The following is a 22,610-nucleotide window of genomic DNA, read 5'->3' as shown; positions in this document are numbered from 1 at the left end:
CCGAAAGAGACTGAGCCGTTCCGCGACGCCTCGCCCGCAGGCACCGCTAGCGTGACCTGGTGGAGATCCATCTCGCTGTGCGCGACATCGTCGACCAGGTCGGCCGTGCCGTGCTCCGGGACCCCGACCAGTTCCGCGCGGTGCTCGACGACGTGTTCGACGAGGACGCCGCCGATGTCGGCGAGGTCAACCTCCTGGTCGACGCGGTCCGGTTCGACACGGTCGGGCAGCTGATCCGGCTGCTCGACTCGGACGCGGACGCGACGCGGGCGGTGGGGACTGCGGGAGCCGGCTTCGCCCGACTGCGCGGAGGAGCAGACCCGCGTGCGGCCGCGTGGGCCTGCGCCGTCCTGGGCTTCGCGATCGGTCGCGTCCCCGAGCAGGTCGTCCTCGATCTGGCGCCGCGCCGGGCGTCGGCGAATCCGCCGCAGGCCGCGCCGCCTCCCACGCCACCGCCGCCACCCCCGCCACCGCCGTCACCGCCGCCGCCGGCGACCCGCGCCATCACCGATGCACCTCCCCAGGCGTCGCCCGCACCCTTCGCGTATCCGCCGCCGTCGTACGGCGTGGCCGCCGGTCCCCAAGGCTCGACCGGCAAGATCGTCGCGGTCGTAGGCGTCGTCATCGCCCTGATCGCGGCGGGCTACCTCGGCTGGCGCTTCTTCTGGCCGCGCGGCGGCGCGGACTCGCCGCGGGAGGCGGTCGAGCAGCTGATGCTGGCCGCGGCCGATCAGGACCCGGTCGGCGTACTCGACATGGTGAGCCCGGGGGAGACCGAGGGACTCGACGACGTCTACGACGAGCTCCGCGAGCGCGCCGCGGACGAGGAGCTCGTCGAGGGCGACGGCATCACCGACGCGATCGACATCGAGCTCTCCGACCTGGAGTTCGAGGTCGACGAGCGCGACGACGACCTCGCGCTGGTCACTCTCGTCGACGGTGAGTACGACGTCAGCTGGGACCCCGAGAAGCTCCCCGAACGTCTCGATTTCCTCGCTGAGGAGAGTGAGGCGGAGTCGGAGTCAGGGGATCTCGCGGAAGTCTTCGACGGCGAGGAGCCGTCGGTGATGACCGTGGAGATCGACGGTCGCTGGTATGTCACCCTGCTCGGCACCGTCGCCGAGTACGCCTATCTGGACGGTGAGGAGGCGGCTGAGGACAGCGACTACGACCTCCCGGAGCCGGACTGGGATCTCGCCGCCGAGGAGGTCGACCCGATCACCGGCGAGAACCCCGAGGAGGTCATCGAGAACCTCGTGGACGCCATCAATGCCGGTGATGTCGAAGAGCTCCTCGCCAACCTGCCCGAGGACCTGGTTAAGCCGCTCCGTCCGTACATCCCCGTGGTCGAGGACCTGATGGACGAGGGCGGCTGGGCCGAGGGTGAGATCGGGCTCGAGGTCTCCGCCGAGGGGCTGGACCTGTCGACGGAGGAGCTCGACGACGGCAAGGTCAAGGTCGTCATCGAGGGCGGCACCTTCTCGGCCAGCGCGTTCGAGGACGGGTACGACACGGAGTCCGGGACGATCGAGCTGGACGGTGAGTGCTTCCAGGTCACCGAGGACGAACGCGACACCGACGGCGGTTGCCTCGGTGACGAGGAGGTCACCGAGGACGTCGGCCTGGACGAGTTCTTCTTCGTGGTGTCCGAGGTCGACGACGGCTACCAGCTCGACCCGGCAGCGACCTGGGTGGAGTACGCCGCGCAGGCAGTCGACAACCTGAGCGACGACCTGATCGACGAGATCATCGAGGAGATCGAGGAGGAGGTCTGACCGGACGGCAGCCCACGCTGAACGCGGGCCCGACCCGGCCGATAGATTGAGGCCGTGCTGGACACCGTCTCCGTCGCCGCGTCCGACCCTGACCGCGAGCAGCCCTGGGCCGACCTCGGACTCAAGGAGGACGAGTACCAGCGCGTCCGCGAGATCCTCGGCCGGCGCCCGACCAGCTCGGAGCTGGCGATGTACTCCGTCATGTGGAGCGAGCACTGCTCGTACAAGTCGTCGAAGGTGCACCTCAAGCAGTTCAGTGAGATTCCCCAGGAGACCCCGGTCGGCAAGATGCTGGCCGGCATCGGGGAGAACGCCGGCGTGATCGACATCGGTCAGGGCTACGCGGTCACGTTCAAGGTCGAGTCGCACAACCATCCGTCGTACGTCGAGCCCTACCAGGGCGCCGCGACCGGCGTCGGCGGCATCGTCCGCGACATCCTCGCCATGGGCGCCCGGCCGGTCGCGGTCATGGATCCGCTGCGGTTCGGCCCGCTCGACGCCGAGGACACGCACCGGGTACTGCCCGGGATCGTGGCCGGCGTCGGTGGCTACGGCAACTGCCTGGGCCTTCCCAACATCGGCGGCGAGGCGGTGTTCGACCCGACGTACCTCGGCAACCCGCTGGTCAACGCGCTCTGCGTCGGCGTGCTGCGCCACGAGGACCTGCACCTGGCGAAGGCGTCCGGCACCGGCAACAAGGTGGTCCTGTACGGCGCCCGCACCGGAGGCGACGGCATCGGTGGAGTCTCCGTGCTCGCCAGTGAGACGTTCGACGCCGACGGTCCCGCCAAGCGACCCAGCGTCCAGGTCGGCGACCCGTTCATGGAGAAGCTGCTCATCGAGTGCACGCTCGAGCTGTTCCAGGCGGGCGTGGTGGCGGGCATCCAGGACCTCGGCGGCGCGGGTCTCTCGTGCGCCACCTCCGAGCTCGCGTCCGCCGGCGACGGCGGCATGACCGTCGAGCTCGACCGCGTCCCGCTGCGCGACTCCACGCTCGCTCCCGAGGAGATCCTCATGAGCGAGAGCCAGGAGCGGATGATGGCGGTCGTCGAGCCCGACGACGTCGCGGACTTTCTCCGTATCTGCGCCAAGTGGGACGTCGAGGCGGTCGTGATCGGCGAGGTCACCGACAGCGGCCGGCTCGAGATCACCTGGCACGGAGAGCTCGTCGTCGACGTACCTCCACGGACCGTGGCCCACGACGGACCGGTCTACGAACGGCCGTTCGCCCGTCCCGACTGGCAGGACGCACTGCAGGCCGACGGAGCCGAGGCGCTGCCGCGGCCGGCCACCGGCGACGAGCTGCGCGCGACGCTGCTCCGGCTCGTCGCCAGCCCGAACCTCTGCGACAAGTCGTGGATCACCGACCAGTACGACCGCTACGTCCAGGGCAACACCGTGCTCGCCCAGCCGGCCGACAGCGGCATGGTCCGGGTCGACGAGGACACCCACCTCGGCGTCTCCGTGGCCACCGACTGCAACGGCCGGTTCGCCAAGCTCGACCCCTACGCCGGCGCGCAGCTCGCGCTCGCCGAGGCCTACCGCAACGTCGCCACCGGCGGCGCCCGGCCGCTCGCGGTCAGTGACTGCCTCAACTTCGGCTCGCCCGAGGACACCGGCGTGATGTGGCAGTTCGCCGAGGCCTGCCGCGGGCTCAAGGACGCGTGCGTCGAGCTCGGGATCCCGGTCACCGGCGGCAACGTCAGCCTCTACAACCAGACCGGCGAGACCGCGATCCTGCCGACGCCGGTGGTCGCGGTGCTCGGCGTGATCGACGACGTACGACGCCGCACGCCTTCGTCGTTCCAGGCGGCGGGTGAGCGGATCGTGCTGCTGGGCGAGACCCGGGAGGAGCTGTCGGGCAGCGAGTGGGCGCACGTCGTCCACGACCATCTCGGGGGCACGCCGCCGCGGGTCGACCTGGTCGCCGAGCGCAGCCTGGCGCGACTGCTCGCCGACCTGGTCGGGGTCGCCACCAGCGCCCACGACCTCTCCGAGGGCGGACTCGCCCAGGCGCTGGCCGAAGGTTGCCTGGTCGACGGCGTCGGCGCGACGGTCACCCTCGACGGCGTCTCCGACTCAGCCTTCGTCGGCCTGTTCTCCGAGTCCGCCGGGCGGGCGATCGTCACCGTCCCGGCCGAGGGGATCGACGAGCTCGGAGCGCTCTGCGCCCGCCACGACGTGCCGATGACCGAGATCGGGACGACCGGCGGCGGCGCGCTGGTCGTGGAGGGCGCGTTCGACGTACCGCTCGACGAGCTGCGGACCGCGTGGACGTCGACCCTGCCGGCCGCTCTCGGCGCGTAGCTCGGTGGACGCCGCCGGAGGCCCGCGGCGTCGTACCGTTCTCGCGGCGGCGGTCGCACTGACCGCAGCCGCTTGCGGGAACGAGCAGGAGAAGGCCCGTCCGACAACCGGAGGCGACGTGGGCACCGACTACGGCGAGGACCCCAGCCAGTTCGGCGAGCTGCTCGTGCCCGACGGCGAGCCGCGCGGAGTGGTCGTGGTGATCCACGGCGGCTTCTGGAAGGCGGCCTACGACCTCTCGCTGGGCACGCCGCTGGCGCAGGACCTGACCGGGCGGGGCTGGGTGACCTGGAACCTCGAGTACCGCCGGGTCGGCAACGGGGGAGGTGTGCCGGCGACCCTCGACGACGTCGCTGCGGGCATCGACCACCTCGCGTCCCTCGCGGACGACGGGCTGCTGCCGGAGGACAGCCTCGACCGGGTCGTCACCCTCGGTCACTCCGCCGGAGGACACCTCGCGACGTGGGCGGCGGGGCGTGAGGCGCCACGGGTGCCGGTGACCCACGTCGTGTCACAGGCGGGAGTGCTCGACCTGGTTGCCGCCGCGCGCGACGGCCTCGGAGGCGGCGCGGTAGAGGCGTTCCTCGGCCACGCCCCCGGTCCGGCCGACGCCGCCGCCGACCCGGCGCAGCAGCTGCCGCTCGACGTACCGGTGTGGTGCGTGCACGCGCCGGACGACGACATCGTCCCGATCTCGCAGTCGCGCGGCTACGTCGACCGCGCCACCGCTGCCGGTGCGACGGCGGAGCTGGTGGAGGTCACCGGCGGGCACTTCGGAGTGATCGAGGTCGGCAGCCAGGCCTGGGTCCGGATCCGCTCCGTGATCGACGGCCTGCGCTGAGCGTCGCGGCGGTCGGGGATACGGTGACCGGGTGGTGATCGAGGACGGATACCGACCGCTGGAGCCCGGTGTGCACACGGACTTCTCGGCGGAGCTGGACTACGCCGGCTACCTCGACCTCGACACCCTTCTCTCGGCGCAGCACGTGAGGAGCGACCCCCCGCACCCCGACGAGCTCCTCTTCGTCATCCAGCACCAGACCACCGAGCTGTGGCTGAAGCTGATGGTGCACGAGCTGGTCGGTGCCCGCGGCTACCTGGACGCCGACGACCTCTCGCGCGCCCGCAAGAGCCTGGCCCGGGTCAAGCACATCCTGCGCACCGTCACCGAGCAGTGGTCCGTGCTCGCGACGTTGACGCCGAGCGAGTACGCCGAGTTCCGCGACGTCCTGGGGCCCGCCTCGGGGTTCCAATCCGTGCAGTACCGCGCGGTGGAGTTCCTGCTCGGCAACAAGAACGCCCAGATGCTCAAGGTTTTCGAGGGCAACCCGCCCGTGCACGCCTTCCTCGCGTCGGCGCTGTCGAGCCACACCGTCTACGACGCCTTCCTCCGGCTCGTCGCACGCCGAGGGCTGCCCGTGCCGACGGTGGTGCTCGAGCGTGACGTCAGCCTGCCCTGGGTCGAGCAGCCCGAGCTGGTCTCGGTGTTCCGCGAGGTCTACGAGGACACCACCCGCCACTGGGACCTCTACGAGACCTCCGAGGACCTGGTCGACGTCGAGGACGCCTTCCAGCTCTGGCGGTTCCGGCACCTGCGGACCGTGCAGCGGACCATCGGGTTCAAGCGCGGCACCGGCGGCTCGTCGGGTGTCGCGTTCCTCCGCCGCGCACTCGACCTCACCTTCTTCCCTGAGCTGATCACGGTGCGGACCGAGATCGGGAAGTCGTGACCCACGACGTCGCCGGTTGGGCAGCCCGCGCCGCCGAGCTCGATGCCGCCGACCCGCTCGCGCCGTACCGGGACGCCTTCATCAGCTCGGACGGGGTGGTCGCCTACCTCGACGGCAACTCGCTCGGGCGGCCGCTCCGCGCCACCCGCGACCGGCTCAGCGGGTTCGTCGACGGGCCGTGGGGCGACCGTCTGATCCGGGCCTGGGACGAGGAGTGGATGGCCGCCCCGACCGAGCTCGGCGACACCGTCGCCCGGGTCTGCCTCGGCGCCGCCCCGGGGCAGACCGTGGTCGCGGACTCCACGACGGTGCTGCTCTACAAGCTGGTGCGGGCAGCCGTCGACGCGCAGCCGGCCCGGATCGAGATCGTCGTCGACACCGACAACTTCCCGACCGACCGGTTCGTGGTCGAGGGGGTCGCCGCCGAGCGCGGCCTCGAGCTGAGCTGGATCACTCCCGAGCCCCACGCCACCGTCACGCCCGACCAGGTCCGGGCCGCCGTCTCGGACCGGACGGCGCTGGTGCTGCTCAGCCACGTCGCCTACCGCTCCGGGCAGATCGCCGACCTGCCGGCGATCACGGAGATCGCTCACGACGCCGGCGCGCTCGTGCTCTGGGACCTCTGCCACTCGGTCGGCTCGGTCGAGCTCGCACTCGACGAGCACCGGGTGGACCTCGCCGTCGGCTGCACCTACAAGTACCTCAACGGAGGACCCGGCGCTCCCGCGTTCGCCTACCTCGCCGGCCGCCACCACGACCGCGTCCGCCAGCCGATCCAGGGCTGGATGGGTGCGGCAGACGTGTTCGCGATGGCGGAGCGCTACCAGCCGGCCGCCGGTGTCCGGCAGCTGATCAGCGGCACCCCGCCGATCGTCGGGATGCTGCCCATGCGGGACATGCTTGCGCTGATCGACGAGGTCGGCATGTCCGCCGTACGCCGGAAGTCGGTCGCCCTGACCGCCTTCGCGGTCGAGATCGCCGACGCGCTGCTGGCGCCGTACGACGTCCGGCTCGCCTCACCCCGGGACCCGTCCGTCCGCGGCAGCCACGTCACGCTCGACCATCCGGACTTGCGACAGGTGACTGCCGAGCTGTGGGAGCGGGGCGTGATCCCGGACTTCCGGCCGCCGCACGGCCTGCGGATCGGCCTTTCGCCGCTGAGCACCTCGTTCGCCGAGGTCGCGGCCGGGCTCTCCGTCGTGGCCGAGCTGCTCAGTCGTCCCAGAGCTTGATCTCCTCGGACGCCTCGACCTTCATCCGCTTCGGCGGGATGTGACCGCCCCATGCGATGGCGACCTTCATCCGGTAGGCCACGTCGAGGTCGAGCGGTCCCTGCTCGGCGTCGTCCGCCGGCACCTCGAAGATCAGGGTCTTGCTCCATCCGCAGGCGGTCGTCAACGGACTCGGGCAGGTGTCGTCGTCGTTGTCGGCCGAGATCACGAACGTGGGTTCGTCGCCGTCGATGTCAGGCTTCACCGTGACGTCCGTGGCGACGAAGCGCGCGCCGCCGCCGAGCAGGTTGGCCTCGGCGTAGATGCGCATCTCGGTCTGCACCGTCAGCGCCAGCCACAGACTGCCCTCGGGTGCCCACTCGCCAGCGGCGTAGGGCGTGAGCACCGGCCCGAACCGGTCGCAGGTGAACTCGGCGGAGACCGTGACGCTGTCGAACCAGCGCTCGTCGTCGTCGCAGGACGCCTTCTGCAGCGCGTCGTCCCGGATGTCGTAGAGCGCGGCGGCGTCGCCCGCGTCGGTACGGCCGTTCGCGAGGTTCACCGATTGCGTGACGCCGTCGAACTCGATCTCCAGCGAGCGGTCCTCGGCCTCGCCGTCGACGACGACGTAGAACGACTCGCCGCCCTCGTCGCCGAGCTCCGGCGGCGGCAACCGGTAGCGCTCCTCGTCGGTCACCAGGTCGACGATGGGGGTGTCGGAGCTGTCGACGATCCGCTCGAGGCGGCCCTGGTCCCAGGGGTCGTACTGCCAGCTGATCGGCACCAGCACCGCACCGCTCGGGGCGTCGACCGCCTGCCGGGTGCGGGTGTCGTCGCCCGTCGCGCTGTCGACCGGCTCGGCGGTGTGGATCAGCAGCCGCCCGGTCGGGAGCGTGACGGTCGCCTCCTTGCCGTCCTTGAACTGGTCGTCCGCGCTCGCCTGGATGAGGTCGCCGGCCTTGATGGTGTCCTGCTCCTCGCCGCACGCAGCCAGCGCCGCGGACAGCACGAGGACGATGGAACCGATCACAGCACGCGCCCGCATGGGGTTCATTGTGTCGGACCGCACTTTGTAGGCTCGCGCCCGTGCCCTCCCGACTGCGTCCCGCCGACCCCGGAGCGGTCGAAGCGGCAGTCGCTCGTGTCTCCCGGGGGACGGCCGACCGGGCCGATCTGCGCCTCCTGACCAAGCACTTCCTCGCCGTCCTCGAGGCGCGGGCGCCGGGCCGGTCGGTCGAGGTCCGGGTGCCGCCGTTCGCGGCCGTGCAGGTGATCGAGGGAGTTCGGCACACCCGTGGCACGCCGCCGGCGGTGATCGAGACCGACCCGGAGACCTGGGTCGCCCTCGCGACCGGTGGTCTCGCCTGGGCGGACGCCCTCGAGAGCGGCCGGGCCCTGGCCAGCGGCGAGCGCACCGACCTGTCGTCGTACCTCCCACTGGCCTGATGGGGGCGCCGGTTACGGTGGCGCCATGACGATGGTGAGTGACGACATCCGCGCCCGGGTCGCCAGCGTGCTGCCGGGCGTGCGCAAGGATCTCGAGGACCTGGTCCGCATCCAGTCGGTGAGCGCCGATCCCGGGCGGCTCACCGAGGTCGAACGGTCCGCCGAGGCGACCGCGGCCCTGTTCCGTGCCGAGGGTGTCGACGCCCGCATCGTCCGGGCGTACGACGGTGCGCCCCCTGCGGTGATCGGGGAGAAGCGCGGCCCGGAGGGTGCGCCCGTCGTGCTCCTCTACGCCCACCACGACGTCCAGCCCGAGAACGACCCCGCCGACTGGGACAGCCCGCCGTGGGAGCCGACGGTTCGTGAGGGGCGCGACGGCCCCCGTCTCTATGGGCGCGGCGCGGCCGACGACAAGGCGGGGATCATGGCGCACGTCGCCGCCCTGCGGGTGCTCGGCGACGAGCTCCCCGTCACGGTCCGCCTCTTCGTCGAGGGGGAGGAGGAGGTCGCCAGCGCGACCCTCCCGCAGCTGCTCGAGCAGAATCTCGACGACCTCCGGGCCGACGTCATCGTCATCGCCGACTCGGGCAACTGGGACATCGGCGTCCCGGCCCTGACCACCAGCCTTCGCGGCCTGGTCCGGGTCAACGTCGAGGTGCGCACCCTGACCCACGCCGTCCACCAGGGCATGTGGGGCGGCCTGGTCCCCGACTCCCTGATCACCCTGTCGCGGCTGATCGCCTCGCTCCACGACGACGACGGCAACCTCCGGGTCGAAGGCCTGGTGACCGGTCGCGCCGCCGACGTCGACTACCCGGAGGAGCGGCTGCGCGCCGAGTCGGGCGTGGCCCCCGGCGTGGACTGGATCGGCTCCGGCCCGAAGGTGGAGCGGCTCTGGACCCAGCCCGCCCTCTCCGTGATCGGCCTCGACGCCCCCAAGGTCGACGGGTCGTCCAACACCCTCATCCCCGCCGCCCGGGCCCGGCTCGCGCTCCGCACCGCTCCGGGTGAGACCTCGGAGAACGCTCTCGCCTGCCTGCGCCAGCACCTCGAGAAGCACGTCCCGTGGGGCGCCCAGCTGTCGATCGAGGTCGTCGACACCGGCGAGCCGATCGCCCTCGACGTCACCGGACCGGCCTACGACGCCGCCCGCTCCGCGTTCGCCGAGGCATGGGACGGCACCGAACCGGTCGACATGGGCGTCGGGGGCTCGATCCCGTTCATCGCCGAGTTCCTCGACGCGATGCCGGACGCCAGCGTCCTGGTCACGGGCGTCGAGGACCCCGACACCCGCGCGCACGGCGCCAACGAGGGCCTCCACCTCGCCGAGTTCGAGAGGGTCCTCGTCGCCGAGGCCCTGCTGCTGCGCAACCTGGGCGCCGAGTCCGCGGCCGGCACCCTGTAGCCGCCACCTCGCCCGGCAAACGTCGCCACCTCGCCCGGCAAACGCCGACACCTCGCGGGGCCGACATCGACACTTCGCGCGACCAGCATCGACACTTCGCGGGTCAGTGATCCGTCCCACGCCCGCGCCGAAACGGGATTGAGGGCGACCGGCCGATACAGTGGCCCACGTGTGCGGCGTATTCGGCGTCTGGGCCCCCGGTGAGGACGTCGCGAAGCTCACCTACTTCGGGCTCTACGCGCTCCAGCACCGCGGCCAGGAGTCGGCGGGCATCTCGGTCAGCAACGGGCGCCAGATCCTCGTCTACAAGGACATGGGCCTGGTCTCGCAGGTGTTCGACGAGACCACCCTCGACTCGTTCCAGGGCCACCTCGCCGTCGGGCACTGCCGCTACTCGACCACCGGCGCGAGCACGTGGCAGAACGCCCAGCCGACGTTCCGCCCGACCGCCCACGGCTCGATCGCGCTGGGACACAACGGCAACCTGATCAACACCGCCGACCTCGCGCAGATGGTCCACGACCTGCCGAGCGACGAGGACGAGCTCGACATCCACGCCCGCGACCTCGAGGCGTCGACCAACGACACCGGTCTGGTGACGGCGCTCCTCGCGCACCACCCCGACCAGTCCCTCGAGGCCCGCGCCGTCGAGCTGCTGCCCAACGTCAAGGGCGCGTTCTGCTTCGTCTTCATGAACGAGGACTCGCTGTACGCCGCGCGCGACCCCGAAGGTCTCCGCCCGCTCGTCCTCGGCCGCCTCGACCGCGGCTGGGTGGTCGCGAGCGAGAGCGCCGCGCTCGCCACCATCGGCGCCAGCGTGGTCCGCGAGGTCGAGCCCGGTGAGCTGATCGTCATCGACGAGGGCGGGCTGCGCTCCCACAAGTTCGCCGAGCCGAGGCGCAAGGGCTGCGTGTTCGAGTACGTCTACCTGGCCCGTCCCGACGCCCACATCGCCGGCCGCAGCGTCCACGAGGCCCGGGTCGAGATGGGTCGTGAGCTGGCCCGGCAGTTCCCGGTCGAGGCAGACCTGGTGATCCCGGTGCCCGAGTCCGGCACCCCGGCGGCCTCCGGCTACGCGCTCGAGAGCGGCATCCCGTTCGGTCAGGGCTTCGTCAAGAACGCCTACGTCGGACGCACCTTCATCCAGCCCAGCCAGACCCTCCGCCAGCTCGGCATCCGGCTCAAGCTGAACGCGCTCGACCACATGATCCGCGGCAAGCGGATCGTCGTGGTCGACGACTCGATCGTGCGCGGCAACACCCAGCGGGCCCAGATCCGGATGCTCCGCGAGGCGGGCGCGACCGAGGTCCACGTGCGGATCTCGAGCCCGCCGGTGAAGTGGCCCTGCTTCTACGGCATCGACTTCGCGACCCGTGCCGAGCTGATCGCCAACGGCCTCGACGTCGACGAGATCGCCTCGAGCGTGGGTGCCGACACGCTCGGCTACATCTCGCTCGACGGGATGGTCGAGGCGACCGGCCAGCCCCAGGACAACCTGTGCACCGCCTGCTTCACGGGCGAGTACCCGATCCCGCTGCCCGACGAGAGCCTGCTCGGCAAGCACCTCCTGGAGGCGACGCTCACCTCGCCCATCCACGGCGAGGCGCTCCCCGTCTTCAACAACCCCTAAGGATCGCCTTGTCCGACGACGCAGCCACTGCCGGCGACTCCGGCGACGAGCCCGGCCCCGGCGCGTACGCCCTCGCCGGCGTCGACATCCACGCCGCCGACAAGGCGGTCGACCTGATGAAGGTCTGGGTCGAGAAGGCGCGGCGCCCCGAGGTGGTGGGCGGGCTCGGCGGGTTCGCCGGCCTGTTCGACGCGAGCGCGCTGACGTCGTACAAGCGGCCGCTGCTGGCGACCTCCACCGACGGCGTCGGCACCAAGGTCGCCGTGGCGCAGATGATGGACAAGCACGACACCATCGGCTTCGACCTGGTCGGCATGGTCGTCGACGACCTCGTCGTGTGCGGCGCCGAACCGCTCTTCATGACCGACTACATCGCCACCGGCAAGGTCGTGCCGGAGCGGATCGCGGCGATCGTAAAGGGCATCGCCGAAGCGTGCGTCGAGGCGGGCTGCGCGTTGGTCGGCGGCGAGACCGCCGAGCACCCCGGCCTGCTCGCGCCCGACGAGTACGACGTGGCCGGAGCCACGACCGGGGTGGTCGAGGCCGACGCCCTACTCGGCCCGGGACGGGTGCGACCCGGTGACGTGGTGATCGCGATGGCGTCCAGCGGCCTGCACTCCAACGGCTACTCGCTGGCGCGCCACGTGTTCTTCACCTCGGCCGGCTGGTCCGTCGACCGTCACGTCGACGAGCTCGGCCGGACGCTCGGCGAGGAGCTGCTCGAGCCAACCCGGATCTACACCAAGGCCGGCCTCGCGCTCGCCCGGGAGACCCGCACCCACGCGATGGCCCACGTCACCGGCGGCGGCCTGGCCAACAACCTGGCGCGGGTGATGCCGGTCGAGCTCCGCGCGACCCTCGACCGGGCGACCTGGCAGCCGGGTGCGGTGTTCGACGTGGTCCGCACGCTGGGCGACGTCCCCCAGCCCGACCTCGAGGCCACCCTCAACTGCGGCGTCGGGATGGTCGCCCTGACCCACCCCGACTCGGTCGACGCGGCGCTCGCCCGGCTGGCCGACCTCGGGATCGACGCCTGGGTGGCGGGAGAGGTCGACGTCGATCCGGACCTGAAGGGGACCGTCCGGCTCGTCGGCCAGCACGCTGGTTGGTGATTTCTGCCGCTATCGGCATTCCGGTGTGCGGGAACACCCACCGAACAGGTAGCGTTGGCCCCACGAGACTATGTATCAGTAGTCCGGGGTGCTTGGTCGCCCCGGCCAAGTGTGCGAGGGGGCTGGACCCTATGGGCCGCGGCCGAGCTAAAGCGAAGCAGACGAAGGTCGCGCGCGACCTGAAGTACCGCACTCACGAGACCGACCTCACTGCCCTGGCGCGAGAGCTCCATGGCGACGAGGGCGAGTCCGACGCGGTGCCGGTCGAAGAGCTTGAGAAGTGGTCGGACTACTCCGGCCCCCAGCGAGACTGATCGTTCCCGTCAACGGGTGAGGACGACCCGGCCGATATGGCCAGGCCGTCCTCTGGTCCGTCCGTGTCCTAGCGCAGCCAGATGCCGCGCATCCGGCCGACCTCGAGCATCCGCTGCTCGGCCATCCGGTCGGCGGCGGTGGCGGTCGGCACGCCATCGGACTTGGCGCGTTCGAGCACCGTGCGGGTCGTGTCGTAGATCTGCGCGGCCCGCTGCCGGGCGCGCTCGAAGCTGAACCCCTCGAGCTCGTCGGCGACCTGGACCAGCCCGCCGGCGTTGACGACGTAGTCGGGCGCGTAGACGATGCCCCGGTCCTCGACCAGCTTCTCGACGCCGGGGTGAGCGAGCTGGTTGTTGGCGGCGCCGCAGACGATCCGCGCGGAGAGCTCGCGGACGACCGTGTCGGTCAGGGCTCCGCCGAGGGCGCAGGGGGCGTAGACGTCGAGCTGGGAGGCGACCATCGCCTCGGTCGACTCCGCCACCCGGACCTCCGGGTGCTCGTCACGGATGCGGTCAAGGGCGTCGGGGAAGACGTCGGTCACCACGACGTCGGCGCCGGCGTCGACCAGGTGACCCACGAGGTGCCGTCCGACCTTGCCCACGCCGGCCACGCCGACGGTACGGCCGGAGAGGACCGCCGCGGGATCGGCGTCACCCCAGACCGACTCGGCTGCCGCCCGCAGGCCGCAGAAGACGCCGTACGCCGTCAGCACGCTGCTGTCGCCGGCGCCACCGTGCGCCTCGGTGCGTCCGGTGACGTGCGTGGACTCCCGCGCGACGATGTCCATGTCCGGGCTGAAGGTGCCGACGTCGCATGCGGTGATGTAGCGACCGGCGAGCGACTCGACGAAGCGTCCGTAGGCACGCAGCAGCGGCTCGGTCTTCTGCGTCGCCGGGTCGCCGATGATGACCGCCTTGCCGCCGCCCAGGTCGAGCCCGGTGACCGCGGCCTTGTAGGACATGCCACGCGAGAGCGCCAGGACGTCGGCGAGCGCCGCTGCCGTCGAGGCGTAGGGGTGGAAGCGAGTGCCGCCGAGCGAGGGGCCGAGGGCCGTGGAGTGGATCGCGATGATCGCGCGGAGGCCGCTGGCGGGGTCGTTGGCGAAGACGACCTGCTCGTGCTCGAGGTCGTGCTCGAGGACGTCGGTGGCGGGTACGTCGGGCACGGGCGGGGTGTTGCTGCGCTCGGACATGGGGAATGCCGCTTTCTGGGTCAGCCACGGGGGTGGTGTGGCGTTGATGGTCACCGGCGGGCGGGGGTGGTGCTCGCCGGTGTGTCCAACGATAGGACCTCCGGGCGGGAACGCCCACGTTTCGGGGCGCGGAGGCAACCGAACGGCACCCCTCGCGCGTCGTAAGGACATGCTGATGCTGGTGGCCGGCGCTTCGGGCGCACTGATCGTCGTCGCGCTCGTCCTCGGTGCCGTGCGCGAGCGCCGTCAGGAGTGACGGGAGTTCAGACGGTCAGCTGATCTCCATGTCGGCATTGCTCCAGAACGCTCGCATGGTGGTGATCCGACCGTCGTCGTCGAACGTCATCACATCGATCGGCGCGAGGGTGTAGGTCTGGTCGCCCACCCGGGTCACCAGCTCGAAGAGGAACGCCGCCTGCCCCTCGGCGACGCGGGCGGAGACCAGGCGGCTCTCCTGCTCCAGGGGCTCGATCGCGGCGTAGAACTCACGGATCGACTCGCGGGTGGTCCGCACCTCGCTGCCGACCGGGTCTTCCACGGTCGCGCCGTCGGCGTAGAGCGCGAGGATCTCGTCCGCGGTGCCCTTGCCGACCAGGTCGACGTAGCGCTCGATGGTGTCGAGGATGCGGTCCCGGTCTGCGGCCATGGATGAAGTGTAGAACGTGTTCTCGTTCTACGTCAGGGAAGCCGCTCGGCCCTGGCCTCGGAGGATACGGAGGCAGCCGGGGCGATCCTGACCGTGCCGCCGTCGAGCAGCGAGACCGTGGTCTGCGGCTGCACCATCCGCACCATCGTGAGGAGCGCCGTGACGACGAGCAGGATGCCGGCGATCTCGCAGCTCTCTTCGACGGTCAGGACCAGGTGGTACGGCGTGGACTGGCGCCCGTTCTCCGCGGCGAACCCGCTGATCATCTCGACCAGGACGGCCCCGCCGAAGTACACGGCGAAGGCGAGGAAGAGGCGCCGGTAGATGGCGGCCGGCAACGAGAACGCCACCGGGGCGAAGTACCACGCACAGATGGCGAGGAATCCCACCGCCGGGAGCAGCCAGGCGAAGTAGAAGATCCCGAAGTCGATCTCGAGCCCGCGGCGCAGCGGTCCGGTGAACATGTCGTGGAGCTGGGCGGTCTCGTCGATCGCCATCAGCCCGAAAAGCCCGGACAAGGCGACCCACCGGTGCGCGAGCGGCGCCCCCTGACCCCGGTAGTGGGACGCCAGCGCGAGGGTGAGCAGGGCGCAGGTGAGGAGCAGGGACGACTGGAACCAGGCGGCGAGGTTGCCCTCACCGTTCAGGTCGAACTGCCGGGGCACGCTGTGCGCGCGGCTGACGCCGTGCTCGTGCTCGAGGTAGAGGGTCAGGAGGTGACCGACCACCAGGACGGCGGCGGCACCCCACAACCAGCGGAGCAGGGGGATCGACAACACAGTCGAAATTTACGCGGTCCAGCTCCGGTTCACCTGCGGTTTACCGATTCGGTCAGGTGATTCACGGCACCTCGTCCGACGTCCCGGGGAGCACGGTCAGCACCGTCAGCCGGTAGCGCAGCACCATCGGACGGGTGCCGAGCGCCTGGAAGGCCAGGTGCGGCCAGCACCACGCAGTGTCGTTCTGGTCGGGCTGCAGTGCGACGGTCACGCCGGCAGCACCGGCGCCGCTGAAGTGCTCGACGCTGCCCGTCGTCAGGATCTGGCCGATCGTGACCTCCGCTGTCAGCGCGGGCTCGGCCCCGGTCGCGATCGCCTCGGCGTCCGGCGGGACGAAGCTCATCGGTGCGACATCGACCTGTCCGGATCGGTAGATGATCACGCCCGAGTCCTGAGCGATCGTGATGTCGCCGCTGTAGGTCCGCAGCCGTGCAGACGATCCGTCGGCGGCGAAGGCGGGCTGGTCGAGCAGCGGGGACGGCGTCACGCCGGCGAGTCGCAGGGACACGCTCGCCACCCTAGTCACTTCGGATCAGTGCTGACGACCGCGTGGCGGTGCCGCCGGCGTGCGTGCGGTGCCTACGTTGGGCGATCCCCTGTGTCCCGGCCCCAGGAGCCTCTCGTGACCCTCGTGCCCACCCGTCCGGCCCCGATCCGCCGTCGGGGCAAGCCGGTCGTGACCTACGACGAGCGGCAGGGGCCGTCCGTGCTCCCGGCCGCCGACCGGCACCTGGTCAAGCGCTTCAGCTGGGGGCTGACGCCCGCGCTGGCCGCCCAGGTGAGGGCGGCCGGCGGTGGCCGGGCCTGGTTCGCGAAGCAGCTGCAGCCGGCGAACGTCGCCGACGCACCGGGCGCCGCCGTCAACACCTGGTTCCCGAGCATGCGTCTCGGTCCTCGGCAGATCTTCCAGAACCAGGAGGACGAGGTGCAGGGCTCGTGGGAGGTGGCAGCCGACCTCAGCCGCTGGACGGTCGGGCGGCGGATCGCCAGCAACCGGCAGCTGCACGAGGTGATGGTCGACTTCTGGTCGAACCTGCTCAACGTCTCGCTCTTCCACGACGACGCGGTCTTCTGGCGGATGGACTACGACCGGGTGATCCGGAAGCACGCGCTCACGACCTTCGAGGCGCTGCTCCGCGCCACGATCACGCATCCGGCGATGGGGCTCTACCTCGACAATGCGTACTCGTCGAAGGAGTCGCCGAACGAGAACCTCGGCCGCGAGCTGCTCGAGCTCCACACGGTGGGGGTCGACGCCGGCTACACCGAGGACGACGTGAAGGCGTCGGCGCGGATGCTCACCGGCTACCGGGTCGATCTGTGGTGGCCGTCGTTCCGCGCCTTCTACGACACCAGCTGGCACGACACCCAGCCGGTGCAGGTGATGGGGTTCACCCACGCCAACCGGTCGGCCGACGGGCGCGCAGCCACGCTCGCCTACCTCTCGTACCTCGCCAAGCACCCCGCGACGGCGCAGCGGCTGGCCCACCGGCTGTGCGTCAAGTTCGTCTCCGACCAGCCGACGCGGGCGATCGTGAACGCCGTGGCCCGGGCCTACCGCGCCAGCGGCACCGCCATCAAGCCGACACTGCGGGCACTCGTCGACCACCCGGACTTCGCCGCCGGCGCGGGCAAGAAGGTGCGCACGCCCACCGAGGACTACGTCGCCGCCGTCCGCGCCCTCGGCATCCGGCCCCAGGCGCCCACCACCGACGAGTCGTTCGCCAACGCGATGCTGTGGCAGTACGGCGAGGCGGGACAGCCGCCGTACGAATGGCCCGCGCCGAACGGCTACCCCGAGGTGGACGGCGCCTGGGCCAGTGCCGGCCGCGTGCTCACCAGCTTCACGATCCATCGCGACCTGGCCGCCCGGTGGTGGCCCACCGAGCAGGCGCGGTTCCCGTCGTACGCCTCGATGCTGCCGCCGATGCCGGCCACGCTCGCGCAGGTGATCGACCACCAGGCCCTGCGGATGTTCGGTCACAAGCCCAGTGACGCCGTCCGCACCGGCATCGCGCAGCTGCTGGGCATGCCGCTGACAACCCGGCTCACCAAGGACGACGCCCTCGCCTACTGGACGCTGCGCGGCATCCTCTCGTCCCTGCTCGACTCGCCGATGCACCTGCACCGCTAGCCCGATCGACAAGGAAGGGAGCCACCGAATGTCCAGCAACGACACCCCGCGGCGCCCCATCAGACCATGTGGTTGTCCCGACTTCACGCGGACCCGCATCTCCCGGCGCCGACTGCTGGGCACCGCGACCGCCGGCGCCGGCGCTCTGGTGGGCGCGCAGATGGTCGGCGACGCCTTCCTGGAGGTGGCGTACGGCGGCGAACCGGGCGGCAACGTCGTGGTCGTGTTGAGTCTGCGCGGGGGAGCCGACGGCCTCTCCATGGTGGTGCCGCGCGGCGTCGACCACGACCACCTCGCCGACTACCGCCCCACGATCTTCGTCCCCGAGAGCACGCTCCTCGGTGCCGACCCGCGTTTCGGGCTGCACCCGGCTCTCGCCGACCTGATGCCGATGTGGAGCGCCGGCTCGTTCGGCGCCGTGCACGCCGTCGGCCTCCCGATACCCAACCGCAGCCACTTCGAGGCGATGGAGGAGGTCGAGGACGCCGACCCGGGGTCGACTGCCCGTGTCGGCTGGATCAACCGGCTGATCGGGCTCGATCCCGCAGCCGCACCGCAGGACGCGGTGTCGCTGGGATCGACGCTGCTGCCGACCGCGATGATCGGGCCGGCCCCTGCCCTCGGCGCCTACCGGGTCGCCGACCTCTCGCTGGCTGACGTCGGTACGACGGCCGGCGCGCGGCGCAGCTCGCTGCGCACCATGTGGTCACCCGACCAGTCGGTGCTCGGGTCCGGCGTCCGCCTCGCCCTCGAGGCGACGTCGACGCTCGCGCCCCTGGTCAACAGCGCCCCCGACACCGTGCACGTGGACGCCTATCCCGAGGGTCCGCTCGCCGAGGTGCTGGCCAACACGGCGGCGCTGATCCGCGCCGACGTCGGCACCCGCGTGGTCGCCGTCGACTACGGCGACTGGGACATGCACGAGGGCGTGGGCCTGGTCGACGGCGGCTGGATGTACGACCACCTCCGGCACTTCGCCGGTGCCCTGAAGGCGTTCTTCGCCGACCTGGGAGCCTCCGCCTCCCGGGTCACGGTCGTCACGATCAGCGAGTTCGGCCGCCGCCTCGAGGAGAACGGCGACGGCGGCCTCGACCACGGGTACGGCAACGCGATGCTGCTGCTGGGTGCCGGCGTCGACGGCGGTGCGGTGCACGGCCAGTGGCCGGGACTGGCGGACGCCGACCTCGAGGACGGCGACCTCGCCATGCGGCAGGACTTCCGCAGCGTGCTGTGGGAGGTCATGTCGCACCGGTTCCCGGCCATCAGCGGCAGCCGCGCCCAGCTGTTCCCCGGCTTCACGCCGGAGAACGTCGGGGTGATGACCTGACTGTCAGCCGAGCGAGCGCTCGCACGACAGGCGCTGCGTGTCGGCCGGGTCGACCTCACCGGCGTCGCTGCCGTCGCCGCACTTGAGCCGGTCGGCACCCGCGTCGCCGTAGACCTCGTCATTGCCGGGTCCGCCCTCGACGAGGTCGATGCCGTCACCGCCGCGGAGCCGGTCCCCGAGCTCGCCACCGACCACTCGGTCCCTGCCGTCTCCGCCGAACACCCGGTCGCCGGACTCGCCGGAGCGGACCCAGTCGTTCCCGGCTCCGCTGATGATCAGGTCGCGGTCGAACGCGCCGTTGACGAAGTCCTTGCCCGCGCCGGTCCGCGCCACGTCGACGCCGGCGTCGAGGAGCGCGGAGGTCCGGAACTGGGCAGGCAGGGTCGAGGTGTCGACGTGGTCGTCTCCCAAGCGCATCTCGAAGTTGATCGTCAACGGGTTGGCGGGAGTCACGCCGTTGGGGACCCGGCAGACGGCAGCGACGCCGCGGGCCACCCGCTTCCTCTCGCACGACCTGGCCAGCCCCTGCCACCGTGCGGTCCGTGGATCGCTGAACCGCAGCTTGCCGTCGACCAACGTCACGACGACGCGGCTGTTCTGCCCCCACGCCCCGAAGTAGTAGCCACCCTCGACCCGTCTCAGGGTCGCCGGACGGACGATCGCCTTGCCGGCCGCCCGTACGTCGGCCGCGGCCCGGTCGCCGGGTCCGGCGGGAGTGGCCACCGAGGTGCCGGGCTGGGGTCCCACGAGGGTGAGCGCCACTGCGGCGGCGAGGGCAAGGGCCGAGCGGATTGCCGTGCGCATCCAGACACTATGCGTCACCCGCGGCGCCCCCGTCGAGGCGTCAGGGGAGCTGGGCGCCGGGGAGCAGCGCACTCACGAAGAGCGCGCCCGAGACGACCAGACAGGCGCCGAGCAGGCCGTCGACCTGGCTCCCGAACGACCCCCGCGGGACAGCGAGACGCCACGCCGACATGCCCACCGAGACCGCCATCAACAGACCGGTGTAGAGCACCAGTGCCGAATCGGCCATCGTCGTCTCCTCCGCGTCGTCCTCACGGTTCTCTGATGCTAACGAGCGGTCCGCTCCGGGGGCACGGTCGAGGTTTCGTCGGGTACCTTCGGGCGCAGCAGCCGACCGCCGACACCGGGAGCGTGGATGAGCGACATGCGATCACGGCGATCCGTCCTGCGCAGCCTGCCGGAGGCGATCGGGAGGGGCCGGGACCGGGTGAGCGGCGTGTTCCAGTACCGCTACCCGACGGTGGCCGTCACCGGCATGACCGGCGTCGGCAAGACCGAGCTGATCGACCACCTCAGCGGCCGCCCGCGGCCCGGCGGCGTGCCGGAGTCGGGGTCCGCGGTGATGGAGCGGCGCGTGCGTCGTGATCGCAGGTTGCGGGGGTTCCGGTTCCGGGTGGTTCCCGGTGAGAACGCCGCGACCCGGCTCGGGGCGCTGGACGAGGTCTTCCACGACGATCCGGTCGACGGGGTGCTGCACGTCGTGGCGAACGGCTTCGCCACCGGCCGACGACCCGCCGGCACCACCGGCAGCGTCGAGGCGATCCGGGAGGACCAGGTCCAGCGCGAGCTCGAGGACTGGACGGTCACCTCCCACCGGATCGCCTCGATGGCCGTACGCCGCAACCACCCGACCTGGCTGATCGTGGTCGTGACCAAGGTCGACCTCTACCCGGACGACATCGAAGAGGTGGTGCGCTCGTACTCTCCCGGGAGCGGCACGCCGTTCGGCGACCGGCTCGACGAGCTCCGGGCGCTCGCCGGCGGGGCCAAGCTCTCCGTCGACGTCCTGCCCGCCTGCAGCCACCTCGCCGAGGGCAGTCCCGTCACGCCGAAGCAGCGCGACGGCTACCTCGCGGCGCTCGAGGCCCGGATGGCCCAGCTCTCCGGCCACGTCTGACTCCGGCACCGCTCACCCGCCGTCGTGCGGTAGGCAGCCGCGGGCTGGGTACCGGTGGGACATGAGGAAGTCCTTGGTGTTCGCTCCGCTGGCAGCTCTCGGTGCGGTCGCAGCCCGCGACCTGATCCAGCGGGACCACGCGATCCTGCGCAACTTCCCCGTCGTCGGACACGCCCGCTTCCTGTTGGAGGCGGTCGGTCCGGAGCTGCGGCAGTACATCGTCGCCGGGAACGACGAGGAGCGCCCGTTCAGCCGCGACCAGCGACGCTGGGTCTACGCATCCGCGAAGCTGCAGAACAACTACTTCGGGTTCGGCACGGACAACGACTTCGAACGCTCCGCGGGCAACGTCATCGTCCACCACCGGACGTTCGGCGAGGAGTACCCGACCCACGGCACCGTCGGCCAGGAGGCCCGGCTGCCCTCGGCGAAGGTGCTCGGCGGCCCGCGCGGCCGCCGCCACCGGTTCCGCCCGGAATCGGTGGTCAACATCTCGGCGATGAGCTTCGGGTCGCTCTCCGGGCGGGCGATCGAGGCGCTCAACCGCGGCGCCGCCGACGCCGGCTGCCTGCACAACACCGGCGAGGGCGCGGTGTCGCCGTACCACCGCCAGGGTGGCGAGCTGGTCTTCCAGATCGGTACGGCGTACTTCGGCTGCCGTGACGAGAAGGGCCGGTTCAGCCTGCCGCGGCTCAAGGAGCTGGTCGACAGCGCACCGATCCGGGCGCTGGAGATCAAGCTCAGCCAGGGCGCGAAGCCGGGGCTCGGCGGGGTGCTGCCGGCGGCGAAGGTCTCGCGGGAGATCTCCGAGACTCGGGGCGTGCCGATGGACCAGGACTGCCTCAGCCCGTCGCGGCACGCGGCGTTCGGGGACGTCGACTCGATGCTCGACTTCGTCGAGACGCTCGCCGAGGAGACCGGGCTGCCGGTCGGGATCAAGTCCGCGGTCGGCGACCTGGCCTTCTGGCAGACGCTGACCGACCTGATGACCCGCGACGACCGCGGCGTCGACTTCGTCACCATCGACGGCGGCGAGGGCGGCACCGGTGCCTCGCCGTTGATCTTCACCGACGCCGTGTCGCTGCCGTTCCGCCTGGGGTTCGCCCGGGCGTACGGCGAGTTCGCGCGCCGCGGTCTGCACGAGGACGTGACGTTCATCGGCGCCGGCAAGCTCGGGCTCCCCGACAACGCGGTCGTCGCCTTCGCGCTCGGCGTCGACCTGGTCAACGTGGGCCGTGAGGCGATGCTCGCGGCCGGCTGCATCCAGGCCCAGCGGTGCCACACCGGTGGCTGTCCCACCGGCGTCGCCACCCAGAACCCCTGGCTGACCCGTGGCCTGGACCCGGTCGCGAAGGGCGCGCGGGTGGCCAACTACGTGCGGACACTCCGGCGGGACCTGCTGAAGGTCGCGGAGACCTGTGGGGTCCCGCACCCGAGCCTCATCGGACCGCGATCGGTCGAGGTCGTCGACGCGCTCACCGACGGTCGCGAGCTCGAGCACATCTACGGCTACGAACCCACCTGGGGCTTCCCGTCCGCGGCCGACTGCAAGCAGATCGCCGACATCATGGCGGCGACCGACGAGCAGGAGGCCGACACCGAGGGGCCGCCCGAGACGGCCGAGGAGGGGCCCTCGAGCGACGAGATGGAGGGCGACCTCCCGGAGACGGGCGACTGAGG

21 protein-coding genes are annotated in these 22,610 nt (G+C 71.4%); 14 read left to right on the top strand and 7 right to left on the bottom strand.

Annotated elements, in window-relative coordinates; genetic code table 11:
• The first annotated feature begins 59 nt into the window (after positions 1 to 59).
• From SHK19_RS19115 to kynU, 5 genes are read left to right on the top strand one after another with little or no spacing between them, the layout of a single operon-like run.
• Positions 60 to 1,775 carry a hypothetical protein gene (locus SHK19_RS19115; protein WP_322937170.1) on the top strand — a complete coding sequence of 572 codons (1,716 nt, stop codon included), beginning with the start codon at positions 60 to 62 and terminating at the stop codon, positions 1,773 to 1,775.
• A gap of 54 nt (positions 1,776 to 1,829) precedes the next feature.
• Positions 1,830 to 4,082: a phosphoribosylformylglycinamidine synthase subunit PurL gene (purL, locus tag SHK19_RS19110; RefSeq protein WP_322937169.1), complete on the top strand. Its 2,253-nt coding sequence runs from the start codon at positions 1,830 to 1,832 to the stop codon at positions 4,080 to 4,082.
• A 4-nt stretch (positions 4,083 to 4,086) separates the two neighbouring features.
• The gene (locus SHK19_RS19105; RefSeq protein WP_322937168.1) at positions 4,087 to 4,923 is read left to right on the top strand and encodes an alpha/beta hydrolase; all 837 of its coding nucleotides are present in this window, start codon (positions 4,087 to 4,089) and stop codon (positions 4,921 to 4,923) included.
• A gap of 31 nt (positions 4,924 to 4,954) precedes the next feature.
• On the top strand, positions 4,955 to 5,812 hold the full coding sequence (locus tag SHK19_RS19100) for a tryptophan 2,3-dioxygenase (protein ID WP_322937167.1): 858 nt from the start codon (positions 4,955 to 4,957) through the stop codon (positions 5,810 to 5,812).
• A complete protein-coding gene (kynU, locus tag SHK19_RS19095; RefSeq protein ID WP_322937166.1) occupies positions 5,809 to 7,044 on the top strand; it encodes a kynureninase in 1,236 nt (411 codons plus the stop codon). The genes SHK19_RS19100 and kynU overlap by 4 nt, the downstream gene beginning before the upstream one ends.
• Here the strand turns inward: kynU and SHK19_RS19090 are convergent.
• Entirely contained in the window at positions 7,025 to 8,068 is a 1,044-nt protein-coding gene (locus tag SHK19_RS19090) for a hypothetical protein (protein WP_322937165.1), read from the bottom strand. The genes kynU and SHK19_RS19090 overlap by 20 nt on opposite strands.
• A 41-nt stretch (positions 8,069 to 8,109) precedes the next feature.
• Here SHK19_RS19090 and SHK19_RS19085 point away from each other — a divergent pair, with 41 nt between their 5' ends.
• The 5 genes from SHK19_RS19085 to SHK19_RS19065 all read left to right on the top strand — a co-directional run bounded on the left by SHK19_RS19085 (position 8,110) and on the right by SHK19_RS19065 (position 12,930).
• Positions 8,110 to 8,469 (top strand): sterol carrier family protein, encoded by a 360-nt coding sequence (locus tag SHK19_RS19085; protein WP_322937164.1) that lies wholly within the window; start codon positions 8,110 to 8,112, stop codon positions 8,467 to 8,469.
• 25 nt (positions 8,470 to 8,494) lie between these two features.
• Positions 8,495 to 9,874, top strand: a complete 1,380-nt coding sequence (locus SHK19_RS19080) for a dipeptidase (RefSeq protein ID WP_322454823.1) — start codon at positions 8,495 to 8,497, stop codon at positions 9,872 to 9,874.
• A 160-nt stretch (positions 9,875 to 10,034) separates the two neighbouring features.
• Positions 10,035 to 11,504: an amidophosphoribosyltransferase gene (gene purF, locus SHK19_RS19075; RefSeq protein WP_405030438.1), complete on the top strand. Its 1,470-nt coding sequence runs from the start codon at positions 10,035 to 10,037 to the stop codon at positions 11,502 to 11,504.
• 8 nt (positions 11,505 to 11,512) lie between these two features.
• Positions 11,513 to 12,616, top strand: a complete 1,104-nt coding sequence (gene purM / locus SHK19_RS19070; protein ID WP_322454824.1) for a phosphoribosylformylglycinamidine cyclo-ligase — start codon at positions 11,513 to 11,515, stop codon at positions 12,614 to 12,616.
• A gap of 131 nt (positions 12,617 to 12,747) precedes the next feature.
• Positions 12,748 to 12,930: a DUF3073 domain-containing protein gene (locus tag SHK19_RS19065; RefSeq protein ID WP_322454825.1), complete on the top strand. Its 183-nt coding sequence runs from the start codon at positions 12,748 to 12,750 to the stop codon at positions 12,928 to 12,930.
• Positions 12,931 to 12,998: 68 nt separating this feature from the next.
• Here SHK19_RS19065 and SHK19_RS19060 read toward each other — a convergent pair whose 3' ends face one another.
• The 4 genes from SHK19_RS19060 to SHK19_RS19045 form a co-directional block, all read right to left on the bottom strand.
• Positions 12,999 to 14,123: a Glu/Leu/Phe/Val family dehydrogenase gene (locus tag SHK19_RS19060; protein ID WP_322454826.1), complete on the bottom strand. Its 1,125-nt coding sequence runs from the start codon at positions 14,121 to 14,123 to the stop codon at positions 12,999 to 13,001.
• Between the two features lie 271 nt (positions 14,124 to 14,394).
• Positions 14,395 to 14,769, bottom strand: a complete 375-nt coding sequence (locus tag SHK19_RS19055; protein WP_322454827.1) for a nuclear transport factor 2 family protein — start codon at positions 14,767 to 14,769, stop codon at positions 14,395 to 14,397.
• 32 nt (positions 14,770 to 14,801) lie between these two features.
• The gene (locus tag SHK19_RS19050) at positions 14,802 to 15,548 is read right to left on the bottom strand and encodes a hypothetical protein (RefSeq protein ID WP_322454828.1); all 747 of its coding nucleotides are present in this window, start codon (positions 15,546 to 15,548) and stop codon (positions 14,802 to 14,804) included.
• A gap of 61 nt (positions 15,549 to 15,609) precedes the next feature.
• Positions 15,610 to 16,056, bottom strand: coding sequence for a hypothetical protein (locus SHK19_RS19045; protein ID WP_322937163.1), 447 nt, complete (start codon positions 16,054 to 16,056; stop codon positions 15,610 to 15,612).
• Positions 16,057 to 16,170: 114 nt separating this feature from the next.
• On the opposite strand from SHK19_RS19045, the gene SHK19_RS19040 reads away from it, so the two are divergent.
• Positions 16,171 to 17,682, top strand: a complete 1,512-nt coding sequence (locus SHK19_RS19040) for a DUF1800 domain-containing protein (protein WP_322937162.1) — start codon at positions 16,171 to 16,173, stop codon at positions 17,680 to 17,682.
• Between the two features lie 28 nt (positions 17,683 to 17,710).
• A complete protein-coding gene (locus SHK19_RS19035; protein ID WP_322937161.1) occupies positions 17,711 to 19,009 on the top strand; it encodes a DUF1501 domain-containing protein in 1,299 nt (432 codons plus the stop codon).
• A gap of 3 nt (positions 19,010 to 19,012) precedes the next feature.
• Here SHK19_RS19035 and SHK19_RS19030 read toward each other — a convergent pair whose 3' ends face one another.
• Both SHK19_RS19030 and SHK19_RS19025 read right to left on the bottom strand, forming a co-directional pair.
• Positions 19,013 to 19,813 (bottom strand): calcium-binding protein, encoded by an 801-nt coding sequence (locus SHK19_RS19030; RefSeq protein ID WP_322937160.1) that lies wholly within the window; start codon positions 19,811 to 19,813, stop codon positions 19,013 to 19,015.
• A gap of 40 nt (positions 19,814 to 19,853) precedes the next feature.
• Positions 19,854 to 20,042 (bottom strand): hypothetical protein, encoded by a 189-nt coding sequence (locus SHK19_RS19025; protein WP_322454833.1) that lies wholly within the window; start codon positions 20,040 to 20,042, stop codon positions 19,854 to 19,856.
• A 135-nt stretch (positions 20,043 to 20,177) separates the two neighbouring features.
• Here SHK19_RS19025 and SHK19_RS19020 point away from each other — a divergent pair, with 135 nt between their 5' ends.
• Entirely contained in the window at positions 20,178 to 20,930 is a 753-nt protein-coding gene (locus SHK19_RS19020) for a GTPase domain-containing protein (RefSeq protein ID WP_322454834.1), read from the top strand.
• A gap of 61 nt (positions 20,931 to 20,991) precedes the next feature.
• Positions 20,992 to 22,608 carry an FMN-binding glutamate synthase family protein gene (locus SHK19_RS19015; protein ID WP_322454835.1) on the top strand — a complete coding sequence of 539 codons (1,617 nt, stop codon included), beginning with the start codon at positions 20,992 to 20,994 and terminating at the stop codon, positions 22,606 to 22,608.
• Positions 22,609 to 22,610 lie beyond the last annotated feature (2 nt).

Origin of the sequence: Nocardioides bizhenqiangii (genome assembly GCF_034661235.1) — a bacterium.
Lineage (GTDB): Bacteria > Actinomycetota > Actinomycetes > Propionibacteriales > Nocardioidaceae > Nocardioides > Nocardioides bizhenqiangii.
This window is presented reverse-complemented; position numbering and strand designations above follow the sequence as displayed.